Annotated in this window: 8 protein-coding genes and 6 pseudogenes; 5 read left to right on the plus strand and 9 right to left on the minus strand. The window is 71.7% G+C overall.

The window, feature by feature from the left end; genetic code table 11:
• Nucleotide 1 precedes the first annotated feature (1 nt).
• The 6 genes and pseudogenes from UG55_RS30680 to UG55_RS30690 all read right to left on the minus strand — a co-directional run.
• Nucleotides 2-433, minus strand: a pseudogene (locus UG55_RS30680) (branched-chain amino acid ABC transporter permease); the annotation flags it as partial.
• A 133-nt stretch (nucleotides 434-566) separates the two neighbouring features.
• Nucleotides 567-1457 carry a branched-chain amino acid ABC transporter permease gene (locus UG55_RS00265; RefSeq protein ID WP_066060988.1) on the minus strand — a complete coding sequence of 297 codons (891 nt, stop codon included), beginning with the start codon at nucleotides 1455-1457 and terminating at the stop codon, nucleotides 567-569.
• Between the two features lie 51 nt (nucleotides 1458-1508).
• A pseudogene (locus tag UG55_RS45040) lies at nucleotides 1509-1830 on the minus strand (ABC transporter ATP-binding protein); the annotation flags it as partial.
• A 1-nt stretch (nucleotide 1831) separates the two neighbouring features.
• Nucleotides 1832-2459 (minus strand): annotated as a pseudogene (locus UG55_RS30685) (ABC transporter ATP-binding protein); the annotation flags it as partial.
• 3 nt (nucleotides 2460-2462) lie between these two features.
• Nucleotides 2463-2929, minus strand: a pseudogene (locus tag UG55_RS46470) (ABC transporter ATP-binding protein); the annotation flags it as partial.
• Nucleotide 2930: 1 nt separating this feature from the next.
• Nucleotides 2931-3404 (minus strand): annotated as a pseudogene (locus UG55_RS30690) (ABC transporter ATP-binding protein); the annotation flags it as partial.
• A gap of 852 nt (nucleotides 3405-4256) precedes the next feature.
• On the opposite strand from UG55_RS30690, the gene UG55_RS46475 reads away from it, so the two are divergent.
• The 3 genes and pseudogenes from UG55_RS46475 to UG55_RS30695 all read left to right on the plus strand — a co-directional run.
• On the plus strand, nucleotides 4257-4419 hold a 163-nt coding region (locus tag UG55_RS46475), incomplete at its 3' end, for a helix-turn-helix domain-containing protein (RefSeq protein WP_206779336.1).
• Nucleotides 4420-4699: 280 nt separating this feature from the next.
• Nucleotides 4700-6916: SNF2-related protein (locus tag UG55_RS00285; RefSeq protein WP_242423506.1), on the plus strand; the 2217-nt coding region annotated here is incomplete at its 3' end.
• 1 nt (nucleotide 6917) lies between these two features.
• Nucleotides 6918-7909 (plus strand): annotated as a pseudogene (locus UG55_RS30695) (DEAD/DEAH box helicase); the annotation flags it as partial.
• Between the two features lie 2435 nt (nucleotides 7910-10344).
• Here UG55_RS30695 and UG55_RS00300 read toward each other — a convergent pair.
• Nucleotides 10345-11070: a TetR/AcrR family transcriptional regulator gene (locus UG55_RS00300; protein WP_083986236.1), complete on the minus strand. Its 726-nt coding sequence runs from the start codon at nucleotides 11068-11070 to the stop codon at nucleotides 10345-10347.
• 243 nt (nucleotides 11071-11313) lie between these two features.
• On the opposite strand from UG55_RS00300, the gene UG55_RS00305 reads away from it, so the two are divergent.
• Both UG55_RS00305 and UG55_RS00310 read left to right on the plus strand, forming a co-directional pair.
• Nucleotides 11314-12360, plus strand: coding sequence for an aldo/keto reductase (locus tag UG55_RS00305; RefSeq protein WP_066061311.1), 1047 nt, complete (start codon nucleotides 11314-11316; stop codon nucleotides 12358-12360).
• Nucleotides 12361-12395: 35 nt separating this feature from the next.
• Nucleotides 12396-12887: a TIGR00725 family protein gene (locus tag UG55_RS00310; protein ID WP_206779332.1), complete on the plus strand. Its 492-nt coding sequence runs from the start codon at nucleotides 12396-12398 to the stop codon at nucleotides 12885-12887.
• A 141-nt stretch (nucleotides 12888-13028) separates the two neighbouring features.
• Here the strand turns inward: UG55_RS00310 and UG55_RS00315 are convergent, their stop codons facing one another.
• Complete coding sequence (locus UG55_RS00315; protein ID WP_066061006.1) at nucleotides 13029-14069, minus strand: hemerythrin HHE cation-binding protein; 1041 nt, start codon at nucleotides 14067-14069, stop codon at nucleotides 13029-13031.
• A gap of 77 nt (nucleotides 14070-14146) precedes the next feature.
• Nucleotides 14147-14557, minus strand: a complete 411-nt coding sequence (locus UG55_RS00320) for an EthD domain-containing protein (RefSeq protein WP_066061009.1) — start codon at nucleotides 14555-14557, stop codon at nucleotides 14147-14149.
• Nucleotides 14558-14748: the final 191 nt, after the last annotated feature.

Consider the following 14748-nt stretch of genomic DNA (forward strand, 5'->3'; position numbering starts at 1 on the left):
NGTCGAAGGTGAACCCGAACAGCGAGAACTCGGGAACGGACCGCCCGTTGTGACCGCCGCTGACCTGGTGGACCGAATTGAAGACATGGATTCCGACGAACACCAGCCCGAGCGAGGCGATACCGAGGTAGAGGCCTTTCAGGCGGGCGCCGAGCGGGCTGAAGACCAGCCCGGCCAGACCGGAGATCCCGACCGCGAGCACCATGCCGAGAAGCGGTGGAAGCCCGAGCCCGACATACGGGTGAGCGCCGGCGTCGTTGGACTCGCCCGACAGCCAGCAGTAGCTGATGCCACCGACGGCGAGGAAGAACGCGTGCCCGAGCGAGAGCTGGCCGGTGGTGCCGACCAGGATGTTCAGCCCGATCGCGCCGATCGCCGCGCCGAACACCGCGAACCCGGTGCGCAGCCAGAACTCCTCAAGGTAGAACGGCATGATCGCCAGCACGGCCACCAGCGCCACCAACAGCAGGCTGCCCGTGGACGGGCGGGGGAGGCTCCGCGTGCGGTGAGGAGGGGCCGCCGGGACGGCGCTCGGCGGGGCGCCCGCGGTGCGCTCCGTCGTCGTGTCAGACACGATGCAGCTCCTTCGTCCCGAACAGACCCGCTGGCCGGACGACGAGCACCAGCATCATCACCACGTAGGGGACGACGACGCTGAAGCCGCCACCGAGGAAGGTCAGGCTGGTGTTGTAGCCGGCGAACAGTGACTCGGCGACACCGATGATCAGGCCCCCGGCCAGGGCTCCGGTCGTCGAGTCGAGACCGCCGAGGATGGCGGCGGGGAACGCGGCGAACGCGATCGTGCGGAGGTTCGGCTCCAGACCGGGGGTGGGGCTGCCGGTCAGGAACACGGCGGCCACCGCGGCGAGGCCACCCGCGATGATCCATGCCACCGCGCCGACCCGGGCCTGCCGGATTCCCATCAGCGCGGCCGCCTCGCCGTCCTCGGCCGCCGCCCGCAGGGCGACGCCCCAGCTGGTGAAGCGGAACGCGGCGAACAGCAGTCCGATGAGGACGATCGCCACACCGATCGCGATCAGGCGGTTCTCGCTGATGTTGACGCCGCCCAGGTGCATCACGCCGGCGCCCCAGGGCTGGCCGAGGGGCAGCACCTTCGAACCGATCCGCCTGGTCAGATCGGTGGTGATGAGGACGTCCAGGCCAAGGGTCATGATCGTGAGCGACGCCACGTGGGCACTGCGCACGCGGGAGAACAGCACCCGTTCGGAGAGCAGCGCGGCCAGGGCCGTGGCGACGACCCCGATGGCGACCGCGGCGGCGAAGCCCACCGAAGGCTGGAGACGCGCGATGAGGTAGGCGCCGAGCAGCAGGAAGGCGCCGTGCGCGAAGTTCAGGATCTCACTGGCCTTGTAGATGATGACGAAGCCGAGGGCGATGAGGGCGTACAACGACCCGAGGGAAAGGCCGTTGAGCAGGAACGAAAGGAAGGTGGTCACAGAGGGGGCTCTCCGGTCGGAGCGGCGACACGGCCGAGGCGTTCGTCGCGACTACTTTGAAGTTGCCGTGGCATCAGCCGTGGTCTGAACCGAGGTCGGATCGGTTTCGGTGCCGAGGTAGGCGGCGATGACCGCCGGGTCGTTCTGAATCTGCGCGGGCGTTCCGTCAGCGATCAGGCGGCCGAAGTCCAGCACACTGATCCGGTCCGCAACGGACATGATCATGGACATGTCGTGTTCCACCAGCAGCACCGTGATTCCCAGTGAGGCGCGCACGGCGAGCACGATGTCCGACATCCGCAGGGTCTCCGCGGCGTTCATTCCGGCGACCGGTTCGTCCAGCAGCAGCACCCGCGGTTCGGTGGCCAACGCCNGGGCGACCTCGACCCGTTTGCGGTCGCCGTAGGAAAGGATTCCCAGCGGCTGATGGAGAACATGGCCGAGATCGACGAACTCGGCGATCTCCACCACCCGCTCCCGGTGCAGCCGTTCCTCCCGGACCGCCCACGGCAGCTTCAGCCCGGTGCCGACGAAACCGGCCCGGGTGAGCAGGTGCCGGCCGAGCATGATGTTCTCCTCGACCGACTCGTTGGGCGAGGCCGCCATGTTCTGGAAGGCGCGGCCCACGCCGAGCGCGGTGACCTTGTGCGGCCGCAGCCCGGTCAGCGTCCGATCGCCGAGCCGCACGCTGCCGGCGGCGGCTCGGTAGACGCCCGAAATGACGTTGAACAGCGTCGACTTCCCGGCGCCGTTCGGCCCGATGACCGCATGTATCGTGCCGGGCTCGGCCCGCAGCGACACCCCGGACAACGCGGTGAGCGCGCCGAACTTCACGGTCACGGAGTCCACTTCCAGCGCGGCGACGTCCTCCCGCGCAACCCGGCCTGACCCGGAACCGGCGCCCGAGCCAGAGCTGGAGTCAGGGCCGGTGCCGGGGGCGGAGCCGGGCCCGGAGCCCGCGCCGGAGTCGGAGTCGTGCCCGGTCTTGGTCGGTATCGTCACGGCCTACCTGCCTCCCGTCACGGTTCCGACCCCGGCGGGGAGGAGCCCGAAACGGCCCCGCGGGGGTGGGTTCCAGCGGCTCAGCGTCGGCTCCGGAGCGGTACGCCCGCCGGTTCCGCCCGACCCGCCTGCTCGGGCGCCGGGTGGGCTGCCGGGCCCGTCGCCGGGCCCACTGCCGGAGTCGCCGCCCGCTGCCTGCTCAGCGGCCTTCTCGGCGTGCCCTCGACCGAGATAGAGGGACGCGATGTCGTCGGAGGCGGCCAGCTGCGCGGCCGGGCCCGACAGCGCCACCTTGCCGAGCTCGAGCACGTACCCGCTGTCGGCGACACCCAGTGCCATCGTGGCGTTCTGCTCGACGAGCATGACGGACGTGCCCTGGCGGTTGATCTCTTTGAGCACCTCTCCGATCCGCGTCACAACCTGCGGAGCGAGGCCGAGTGACGGTTCGTCCAGCAGCAGCAGCCGGGGGCNGGACATCAGCGCCCGACCCATGGCCAACATCTGCTGCTCGCCGCCGGAGAGCAGCGCGGCGCGTTGCCCGCTGCGCTCGGCGAGCCGCGGGAACATCTCGTAGACCTTTTCCCGGGCCTCCGCCCTGGCCGTGCGGCTGCGGACGGATATCGCCCCGGCGCGGAGGTTCTCCTCGACGGACAGCCGCCCGAACACGCGGCGCCCCTCGGGAACGAGAACGACCCCGCGCTTCACGACATCGGCCGGGTCAACACCCACCAACGACCGGTCGCCGAATGTGACCCGCCCTTTGTCCACCTTGGCCCGATGACGTTTCAGCGAGCCGGTGATGGCGCGGAGCAGCGTGGTCTTGCCTGCCCCGTTGCTGCCGAGGACGGCGACTATCTCACCGGCCCCGACGTGTAGATCAACCTCCCGCAGGGCCCGAATGACACCCGCGTAGGTGACCTGCAGACCACTGACGTCAAGCTCCAAGGTCGCCCTCCGTCGGCTTGCCTGTTGCTGGGATGACCGCCTCTTACGACGCGAAGTTGAAGGTGTTTCAGGCGGCCGATCATGTAACGCCAGGGTCTGCGGCACAAGTGTTGTTCGCTTTTCCCCAGTACTTTGTTAGGTTGCCGATCCCGGCCGGCGGCCCGGTCTTCCGCCGGCGCGGGCCAGCCGCTTCGCCGGCGGTACCGGCCCGGAACTCACGGACGGACTGTGTGTGGCCGGTTGCGGAGCGGAGCTACGCATGGCCCGGTGGTGGTCCGGGGCCGAGAGTGCACACCTGAACCTGACCAGCGCGCATCCCCGGCGCTGCGGGATCGGGGGGATGGCCTGGTCCAGCGTCGTCTCGACGCCGCAGCCGCCGTCTGGCGGGCACTGCGCGGCGGCCAGGGCCGCTGGTCGGATCGAGAACCTCATGCGCGCCGGAGGCTGGCGTGGAAAAGTCGGCAGCCGAGGGAACGGGCGTGCGGATTCTCTGGTCGCCGCCCCCCGCTGGTTCGGCCGAACCTTTCTTTGTTTGCTCTGCGTCAAATAATTGTACTCNCGGGGGCATCGCCTGTAGCTGGCGCGGGATGTGGCTTCGTTGTGGTCGCGGTGGAAGCCCGGCGAGTGTGGTCCGTTTCGCGGACTACGGTGAATCATCCCCGGCGATAGGGGCGGCCCCGCCCGGTGTTAGAGCACCGGAACGGGGCCTCGATCCGAACCCTGTAGCACCAGGATCCCGAACCGTGACCTCTAGGTATCTCACAGCGTTCCGCTGTCTCCGCTCTCTACCACCATGTTCGTACGATCCGCCTCGTCCCGACGGTTGTCGGTGGGCGGGTGGTGTCGGTGCGCATGTTGCGGGCCACCCTGCTCGGGATCGCCTACTACCGCCACGCGGAGGACTGGTCGGGCGCGTTCCCGGCGATGTCCACGCTGGCGGCGCGGGCTGAGGTGTCGGTGTCCACCGCCCGGCGCGCGGTGCGTGGCCTGGAGATGGCCGGTGTCCTGGCCACGGNGCGCGGCGGTGGCCGCCGGTCGAACCGGTGCCGCCTGATCCGTACGTCTGCACCCACGGTGTCAGGCCGTCCTTGGCGCAAGGGCAGCCGGCGAAGGCGTCGCACCCGATCTTGGCGGTCTTGAACTGGTTGGATGTCCGAGCCTCGATGCTGTCGGCCTTTTCGATCAGGAGGGGTGGTAGTGCTGCCTGGTCGGTGCCGGCCGGTCGTCCGATGCGTACGTAGGCTCGCCGGTGTGCCCGGTGGAGTTGGTCGAGCGCGGGGTCTGTGGGGGCGCTGATGCTGGTTGTGCACGGCATCTACGCGCCTGCCGGCGGGGCCTGGCTGTGGGCTGAGCACACCCGGCGCCGGGGGCGGGCGCCGCATCCCTTCGCGCCCGCGCCGCATCCCTTCGCGGCGACCTTCGCGGAGCTGGCTCCGCTCGCTACCAGCGAGAGTGCCACGGGCGGGCAGGTTGCCGTGCTGCTGCCGAGCACGGCCGCCGGGCCGCTGGCGTCACCGGAGCTGGCGATGGCGCTGAGCGAGGCCGTGCCCGGGCCGGCGGGCGGGCGGGCGGCAGCTGTGGACGCCCACAGTCCGGTCCTCCGCCGCTGGTTGGTCGACACGATCCGTCCCGGCGTCTCGCCCTGGCCCGGCCCGTGGTGGGAGATCGGCGAGGGGGTCCAGCTCGGGGCATCCGCGCGGTTCCTGCTGGCCGTCGATGCGTTCGCGGCGGAGCTGGTCGACCGCGGCCGGGTCCTCCCAGCGGTCGGCTGGGCCGGGGCGCGGCCGCTGGCCCGCTGGTCACCTGTCCTCACCGGGCCGGACGCCGACCGTTTCGACGAGCTGGTCGCGGCCATGCCGCCGGCATTCCGGGCCGCCGCGCCCCAGGCGCACGCGCCCCAAGCAGCCGCGGACCGGGCAGCCGCGGACCGGGCAGCCGCGGGCAGGGCGTCGGGAAGCGATCCGGTCGAGGCGCTGGGCGCCGCGCTCGACCATCGGGTCGATGTCCATGTGCGTGAGCGGCTTCGGCAGGCCCGCCCCGCGGCGGGTGCCTTGGGCTCGCGGCGGTCGTCATCGGCCAGGGCGACTGCCGGCTGGCTGCGCGCCCTCGACGGCGCGGGCGGTGCGGACGGCGCCTCGCACTTCACCGCCACCGACGCCGCGGCCCGCGACCTTGCCGCGAAGGTCGAGGTGTGGCGGGCGGGTGGCAGGTGGGCGTCCCCGCTGCGGGTGTGTTTCCGGCTGGGTGAGCCGGGGGCGCTGTCGCGGCCGGCGCCGGGTGACGAGGACGCCTGGCGCGTCGACTTCCTGCTGCAGGCGGTCGACGATCCCGGCGTCCAGGTGCCTGCGAGCCAGATCTGGCGCCGTCGGCCCGCCGGGCCCGGCGCGTGGACCACCGACGCCGAGGAGTCGCTGCTCGGTGGGCTCGGACGGGCCGCCGCCGTGTGGCCGGAGCTGGACCGGGCCCTGCGCGCGGCCCGTCCAACGGGCCTGGAACTGACCCTCGAACAGGCGCAGCGCTTCCTGGACGTCGCCGGAGCCCTCGAGCAGGAGGGCTTCGGGGTGTTCGTGCCGTCCTGGTGGACGAGGCCGGCGCGGCTGGCGTCCCGGCTCACGGTGCGCGCGGTGAACCCGGTGGCGCCGATTCTGCGTGACGTCACGACGGACCTCGCCCAGATCGTCGACTTCCGCTGGGCGGTCAGCCTCGGCGGCGTCGAGCTGAGCCGCGTCGAGCTCGAACGGCTCGCGAAGGCCAGGGCCGGGCTCGTCAAGGTGCGGGGCAGGTGGACCCGGGTGGACCCGGGCCAGCTCGCCGGGCTGGATCTGGCCCGGCAGACAGCCGGCGGCCGGATGACCGTCGGTGAGGCGCTCGCCCACACCGGTCTCGGCCCCGGCCCGAGCGGCGATGACGAGGCGTCCGGCGCGGACGTCGAGGTGGTGGCGGACGGCTGGCTCGGCGCGCTGCTCACCGGCCCTGCCGGCCCTTCCGGCCCTTCCGGCCCTTCCGGCCCTTCCGGCCAGCAGGGCTCCGGGCCTGGATTCGGCATCGAGCCGCCGGCCGGGCTGGGTGTGCGGCTACGCCCCTACCAGGTGGACGGGCTCGCCTGGCTCGCGCTGCTCGACCGGCTCGGGGTCGGCGCCGTCCTCGCCGACGACATGGGCCTGGGCAAGACCATCCAGGTCCTGGCGCTGGAGCTGCGTACTCGGGCGGCCGCGCGCCGGGGACCGACCCTCGTCGTCTGCCCGACCTCGGTGCTGGGGAACTGGCGGCGCGAGGCGGCCCAGGTCGCGCCCGGGCTGACGGTCCACACCCACCACGAGGCCCGCCTGCGAGCGGCCGGCCTGGATCTCGCCGAGGCCTCGTCCAGGCATGATCTGGTCCTCACCACCTACCCGAGGCTCACCCGGGACGTCGACCGGTTCCGCGCGGTCAGCTGGGAGCGGATCGTCCTCGACGAGGCGCAGCAGATCAAGAATTCCGCGACCGCCCAGGCCCGCGCCGTCCGCCAGCTGNCCGCCCGCCACCGGATCGCGCTGACCGGCACCCCGGTGGAGAACCGGCTCGGTGACCTGTGGGCGATCATGCATGCGGTCAACCCGGGGCTGCTCGGCTCGGCCGCCTCCTTCCGCGCCCGCTACGCGGTGCCGATCGAGCGGTACGGCGACCCGGACGCGACCGCCCGGCTGCGTCGACGGATCCGCCCGGTCGTGCTGCGCCGGGTGAAATCCGACCCGACGGTGCTGCATGACCTGCCGTCCAAGGTGGAACTCCGCCAGCTGTGCACACTGACGGCCGAGCAGGCGTCGCTGTACCGGGCGGTCGTCGACGACATGATGGAGCGGCTGCGGGACGCCTCGTCCACCGTGCGGCGCAACGGCGTGGTGCTCGCCGCGATGACGAGGCTCAAGCAGGTCTGCAACCACCCGGCCCACCTGCTCGGGGACTCCTCGGCGCTGCCGGGCCGGTCCGGCAAGCTCGCCCGGCTGGAGGAGCTGCTCACCGGAATCGTCGCGGACGGCGAGCGCGCGCTGTGCTTCACCCAGTTCGCCCGCTTCGGCGCGATGCTCGAGCCCTACCTGTCCGCCCGGCTCGGGGTCGAGGTGTCGTTCCTGCACGGCGGTCTGCGCGCCGCCGAACGGGACGCCCTCGTTGAACGCTTCCAGGCCCAGCACGGCCCCGGTGTCTTCCTGCTCTCCCTCAAGGCCGGGGGCAACGGCATCAACCTGACCGCGGCGAACCACGTCATCCACATCGATCGGTGGTGGAACCCGGCGGTGGAGGCACAGGCGACGGACCGCGCCCACCGCATCGGGCAGCGGCGGGACGTGTGGGTCCGCACGCTGCTGTGCATGGGCACCCTGGAGGAGCGGATCGACCGGATCCTCGTCGACAAGGCCGCGCTGGCCCGCACCGTCGTCGGCGGCGGGGAGAGCTGGCTGGCGTCACTGTCCACTGACGAGCTGTGGGATCTCGTCGCCCTCGCCCCCGAGGCCGTCGATGACTGACCCGGACGCCCGAGGCAGCCGGGACCGCCGGGACCGCCGGGACCGACCGGCCTGGTGGTCGTCGCGGTTCCTCGCGCTGATCGAGGGCATGAGCCTGCCCGAGCCGCTGCGCGCCGGCCGGGCCCTGGTGCGCACCNAGGCGGTGCTGAGCGTGCGGCGATCCGGCAACCTCGTCGTCGCGATGGTCCGCGACCGCGGTGACGACCTGCACAGGCCCCGGCTCGCCATCCGAACGTTCGGCGACGCCGACTGGGGCCGTGTCGAGGACGCGCTCGCCGCGCAGGCCCGGTTTGCCGCGGCACTTCTGGCCGGCTCGATGCCCGCGGACCTCGAGGAGGTCTTCGCCGCGCTCGGGCTCCCCCTGTTCCCCGAGCGTGTCGACGACCTGGCGATGGATTGCACATGCACCGACTGGCAGCGGCCCTGCGCGCACCTCGTCGCCGCCTGCCACCAGCTCGCCGACACGATCAACCTCGACCCGTTCGCGCTGCTCGCCCTGCGCGGCCGGGAACGTGACCCGCTGCTCGCCGAGATCCGCCGCCTCCGCCCACGATCCACCTCCGACGCCGGGACAACAGCCAACCGGACGTACTCCTGGCTGATGGCCCGGGCAGGGGCACCGGCGGCGACCAACCCGCCCGGCGGAACCGCGGAACCGCTGCCGACCGCCCCGTCCGCCTTCTGGACGTCGCCCACCCCCGCCGGCCGCTCGTCGGCCGGTCCCGCCGGTCCCACCGGTGGTCCCGCCGGTCAGCCGCCGCCGGCACCCGTCGGCCGCCGGGGCTCCGCGCCCGCTCACCACCCCCCGGCGGGGCGTTCCGACATCCTGCTGCNGCTGTGTGGGCCGCTGGTGGTGGAACCGTTCGGCGACCTTCGCGAGATGCTGCGCCCCGCCTACCAGATCTTCACGGCCCACCGCGCGGACAGCCGTACCGATCGGCGAGAGAACCCCTGAAGGGCACGGAGCAGGGCGGCCAACTGCTCGGCCTCACGGTGTGCGCATAGGCCCGGAGTCGGGAGACAGTGTGTGTCGTCGGAGCATTCGGATGCTGTTGCACACATGCCGGAGCGTATTACCGGACGAACGGAGTATATGTGCCGGTGCTCAGGTCCGCCTCATTTCGTGACCGGCGCTTGTCCTACCGGTGCCCGTGAAAGGGTTACGTTGTCGGCCTCGTATTGGAAACGAACACGGGGGCCGAATGTCGGCGACAATGCATGACCTACACGCTGGTGAGCGGCAAAGCCTGGCGGCGGGGGAACGGAAGACATCCGCCGGCCGTGTCGGTCTGCCGCGGCCGGCGTCCCGCTTCCAGCCGGCGGCCTCACGGCGAGGGTGAGGCCGAGCCGGTGACCGTCCTTCTCGTTTTCCTGCTGCTCGGCTCGGTCGCCGCCATCGTCGTGGGCTCGGTCGCTCTCGTCCGTGGCCGGCTCGGCTGGGCGCGGATCCGCGATCGCCGGACAGCCGCGGGCGCGACTGCCGTGGCGGTGCTCGCCCTCATCGTGTGCGTCGTGCTGATGCCGACGGACGACGTGGGGGAGAAGGTGGCCGCTGACAGGACGGTCGCGGCTGGGCCCACTCCCTCGGGGCACCCCAGCCCGCTGCTCGCGACGACGGCGAATCCCAGTAGTACGGACACGCCCGCGCCCGCACCCGCCTCGGTCGGCCCGGCACCCGCCTCGGTCGGCACGGCACCCAGGCCGGTCGGCACGACCGCGGCCGCCGTCCCGTCCGCGGTGGCCGTCCCGACGACGTCCGCGTCGCAGACGCTTCCGGGTACGGCGGCGGCGTGGTCCTTCTCCGCGCCAGGGCCGTCGCCGGAGGCCCGGCCGCCGGCTCCGGCGGCAGCGGCCCCGCCGCCTCCGCTGGTAGCCCAACCGCCGCCTTCGAGTGTTGCCCAGCCGGCTCCGAAGGCACCAAAGCCGGCACCGGAGGCCGTTCAGCTGCCGCCGTCGAAGGTGGCTCCGCCGCCTCCTCCGAAGACGGCCGAGCCGTCGCCGGTGGCTGTCGTGCCGTCGCCGGAGGCTGTCGTGCCGTCGCCGGAGGCGACTGAGCCGTCGCCGGAGATGTCCGAGCCGTCGCCTCCAGATGTGGTCGAGCCGTCGCCGGAGGTGCCGCCTGCCACTGAGCCGCCCGTGTCGGATCCACGCGCGGGGTGCGATCCGGCGTACCCAGACGTCTGCCTACAAACNGGCATCGGCGACTACGACTGCGAGGGCGGAGAGGGCGACGGGCCCAACTACATTCGCGGCCCGCTGCGTGTCACACCTCCCGACCCGTTCGGACTGGACCGGGACGGTGACGGCTACGGCTGCGACACCTGAACTGTCATCGGTGGAACGTTTCAGGTCGACGCCCTGCCCGTTTTCAGGTCGACGTCCTGCCTGTTCGAACAAAGCGAGGCCGACTCGTCGGGAAGGCACGCACGGGAGGATTACGGGTTGATTGTGCTGCGGCGGTAGACGCCGGCCCGGGCGGCGGTGAAGGCGGCTTCGGCGGCGCGGTCCGCGGCGGGTTCGTCGGGTGGTTCCGCGGTGGTGAGGAGCTGGTAGTAGAGCGGGGCGGAAACCGCGCGGACAACCTCGTGGGCGTCGGTGCCCGGTGGTATCTCACCGCGCTCGACGGCGTCTTCGACGCAGCCGGCCCATTCGGCGACGCGGATCTCGTAGAACCGGCGCAGCGCCCGGGCGGTGTGGTCGTCGCAGGTTGCGGCGGCGATGACGGCGCGGAACAGCGGGCCCTGGCGCGGGTCGGCGAGTGTGCGCCGCACCAGCCTGGCGTTCTGGAGCAGATCGCCCAGCAGGGAGCCGGTGTGGCTGCGGGGCAGGGAGTGCTCGGCCATGTCGACGAGCAGGTCCGCGACGAGGCCGCTGGCCGAGCCCCAACGGCGGTAGACGGTGGTGCGGCCGACCTGGGCGCGGGCCGCGACGTCGGCGAGGTCGAGGTGGGCGAAGCCGTGCTCGGCCAGCGAGTCGCCGGTTGCCCGCAGGACGGCGGTCCGCACCCGCGCGGTGCGGCCACCGGGGCGGAGGCTGCCCGGACGCGCGTCCACCTCGCCCGCCGCTGTGCCGTCTCCCTCGCGGCCGCCACCGTGATCTTCGCGTTCGTCGTTGTCGTCGTCGAGGTCGTCGTTGCCGCGGTCGTCGTCCTGCAGGGGCATCGTCAGCCGTCCGCTACGCCTAAGGGAATCGGTGTTCCGTTAACTGGATGTCTTCTGCTACGGTAGCCATGTTCTTAACGGGACTTTGAGCCCGTTAGTAGGGTCTCGTGCTGTGGCCGGGTGACGTCCCAGGTGACACGCTCGCTGTGCGCTGGCTGTGCCACGGCGGCTGTGCCACGGCGGCCGGGCTCGTCGGGCGGGCCGGGTCGAGACCGCGACGAGCACCTCGTGGAGGGATCGACGATGGAGTACAGACGGCTGGGTGCGTCGGGGCTGCGGGTTCCCGCGCTGAGTTTCGGCGGCGGCACCCTCGGTGGGCGCGGCCCGCTGTTCGGCGCCTGGGGCAACACCGATGCCGGCGAGGCCCGCCGCCTGGTCGACATCTGCCTCGACGCGGGTGTCACGATGTTCGACACCGCCGACGTCTACTCCGACGGCGAGTCGGAGAAGGTGCTGGGTGAGGCGATCCGGGGCCGTCGCGACCAGGTGATCCTCTCCACCAAGACCAGCCTGCCGGTCGGCGACGGGCCGAACGACGCCGGTTCGTCCCGGGCGCGGCTGCTCGCGGCCTGCGACGCGGCACTGCGGCGGCTCGGCACCGAGTACCTCGACCTGTTCCAGCTCCACGCCTTCGACGCCGGCACGCCGGTCGAGGAGGTGATGTCCACCCTGGACGACCTGGTGCGCGCCGGGAAGGTCCGCTATGTGGGGGTATCCAACTTCGCCGGCTGGCAGCTGATGAAGTCGCTCGCCGCCGCTGACCGGCACGGCTGGCCGCGCCACGTCGCCCACCAGGTCTACTACTCGCTGATCGGCCGCGACTACGAATGGGAGCTGATGCCCCTGGGGCTCGACCAGGGCGTCGGCGCGCTGGTCTGGAGCCCGCTCGGCTGGGGCCGGCTGACCGGCCGGATCCGTCGTGGGCAGCCGCTGCCGCCGGCGAGCCGCCTGCACCAGACCGCATCCTTCGCCCCGCCGGTGGACGACGAGCACCTGTTCGACGTCGTCGACGTCCTGCTGGAGATCGCCGAGGAGACCGGGCGAGCCGTCCCGCAGATCGCCGTCAACTGGCTGCTCACCCGGCCGACGGTCTCCTCCGTCATCATCGGCGCGCGGGACGAGGCGCAGCTGCGGCAGAACCTCGGCGCGGTGGGCTGGACGCTCGCTCCCGAACACCTCGCGAGGCTGGAGACCGTCTCCGCCCGCACCGCGCCGTATCCGTACTTCCCGTACCACCGCCAGGCCGGCTTCGCCCGCCTGAACCCGCCCCTGGTCGGCGCCGCGCGGTGAGCTGGCCAGCGGGGGTCGATGCGAACTTCGCCCGCGTGCAGATAGGGGTCGTCGGCCCCGGCGCCGCCGAGGCGACGCCGGCGCGGTACGAGCTCGCGCGCCAGGTGGGAAACCTGCTCGCGCGGGCCGGTGCGCTCGTGATCTGCGGCGGCCTCGGCGGCGTCATGGAGGGTGTCGCGCGTGGCGCCCACGAGGCGGGCGGGCTGTGCGTCGGCATCGTGCCCGGCCATGACCGGGGCGCGGCCAACCGGTATCTCAGCGCCGTGGTGTGCAGCGGGATCGGCGAGAAGCGAAACGAGATGGTCGTCGACTCGTCCGACGCCCTGGTGGTGATCGGGGGCAACGAGGGCACGGTCAACGAGGTCCTGCTCGCGAAGAAGCATGGCGTGGCGGCCTTCGGCCTTGACTGTGCCCCGGTCGTCACCGGCGGCAGGCGACTCGATGCCGTCGTCATCGTCGACGAACCGGCGCAGGCCGTCGCCCGAGCGGTTGCGACGGCCCACGCCGGAGTTCGTCGGAAGGGGTGAACGCGCGTCCGCCGGGACCGGGGCGCCAACCTCCGGCAGCGGACGTCCTCAGGACGTCCTGAGGACACGGACGTCCTGAGGACACCGCTGTCCTCAGGGCACAGATGTCCTGGGGACACAGATGTCCTCAGGGCGCCGAGGTCAGCTTGACCGGTTGCCGTGCTCCTTGGTGATGCCGGTGATCGGGGCGTCGCTCTCGATGCGTGCCTGGCGGATGAGGGCGATGCGCGTCCGGGCCGGCGGCTCCTGCGGGATGACGGGAAGGGACGCGCCGCGCCGCGCGGCCTCGCGTTCGAGCCGGGCTCGCGCCTTGGCGAGGGTGTCCTCGCTCGGCCGGAGAACCTGCTTGGTATCGAGGGTCGCCGGATGCTGCGGAAGCGAACGTTCGACCCGGAACAGGACGCGGTCGCCGTCCGGCCCGGCGTCGCCGACGAAGGTGCGGAACCCCGCGAAGGTCAGCGACGCCCTGCCCTTCAGCTGCCAGGGAGTGCCCTTGGGTGCCGCCAGCAGGAAGCCCTCGGTCGTCAGTTCGAAGGAGTACACCCGCATCGGGAGCGGGTAGCCGTCCTCGTCGAGTACCGACAGGTGCGCGGGGGTGCCGCCGGCCACGGCCTCCCTGGCCACGTCCTGCCACGGGCGAACCGGCCAGGAGGAGCGGGTCTCCGCCCCGGAGGGCGGGGGGTCGGACACCGGGTAGGACGTGTCCGGCGGTGCCGTCCACACCTGCGGCGGGCTGTCGAGGGCGGCGTGGTTATCCCACCAGTACACCCGCTCGGGCTTGTTCTCGATGATGATCCGGGACCAGTAGGTGACCGCCTTCCGGGCGTCCTCCCAGGTGATGCCGTGACTGATTCCCTTGTAACCGGTCTCGGCGAGGTAGCGCAGGGCGTTGGCCTGCAGGTCGCTGTCACGCACCGCCCCGCGGGCGCGCACCACCACGACCGGCTCCTCGGGCCTGCCCTCGATCAGAAGCCCGACCTTGGGATTGCGCCGTACCCGCTCGGCCTTGGTCGGATTGGGTAAGCCCGTCGCCAGGTCCAGCGTCGACATGTCGTCGGCCGGAAAGTAGTAGGTCGGTGTGTCGATCGGGACCCCGGCGGCGGATACCGTCGAGAACTCCGTCACCACCCCCGACTCGATGAGGCTGAAGACTCTCGCCGGGAGGTCATGAAGGCCACTCATTTGCCACCATCTCCTGTTCTGCGGACGGGCACCGGGTGGACGGGCGCCGGGAGGTGTCTGCCGTGCCTGTGCGGACCTCAGCCGCGGACTACCGGCACCCAGTCGTAGATCTCGCCATCCGGGCCCATCGGGGAATCGTGTTCCTCGACGATGCAGATCGGGTTTTCGTGGCTGGCGAAGAGCTTCTTCTCGTCCTCCATGGTGTGCGGCAGCCGCTCGGGGTCGCGGATGAGCCGCTGGGAGTTCTCGAAGTCCTCGCGACTGTTCCACCAGATTTCCATGATGCAGTCGTAACCGCTGTCGTGGATCTCGCCGGTCACCGGGTTCTCCACCGGGGTGAGGTAACGTCGCACGTACCGTACCGCGTTCGGAATGGCTGGCTTTCCGAGTTTCTTCGCCAGCTGCGTGTGCTGGTTCTCGTAGTAGTCCAGGAACTCTTCCATCGTCATGTCCGGACGCTTTCGGAAGAAGCAGACCTGCTTGAACACGAAGAGTGACCCCTCTCGACTCCCGGATAAGCCCCGCCGCGGCCGACCTCGGATCCAAAACAACAACTATCACGAACTTCCGCCGCCGGGAACCGTGCGGCCCGCGCGCGGCGCCCGCNGCCTCGGCCTGACCGCGGCCCTCGGCCCTCGGCAACGGCCCTCAGCTCTCGGCTGCTCGGCGGCTCGGCCCC

Origin of the sequence: Frankia sp. EI5c, assembly GCF_001636565.1 — a bacterium.
Classification (GTDB): Bacteria; Actinomycetota; Actinomycetes; order Frankiales; family Frankiaceae; genus Parafrankia.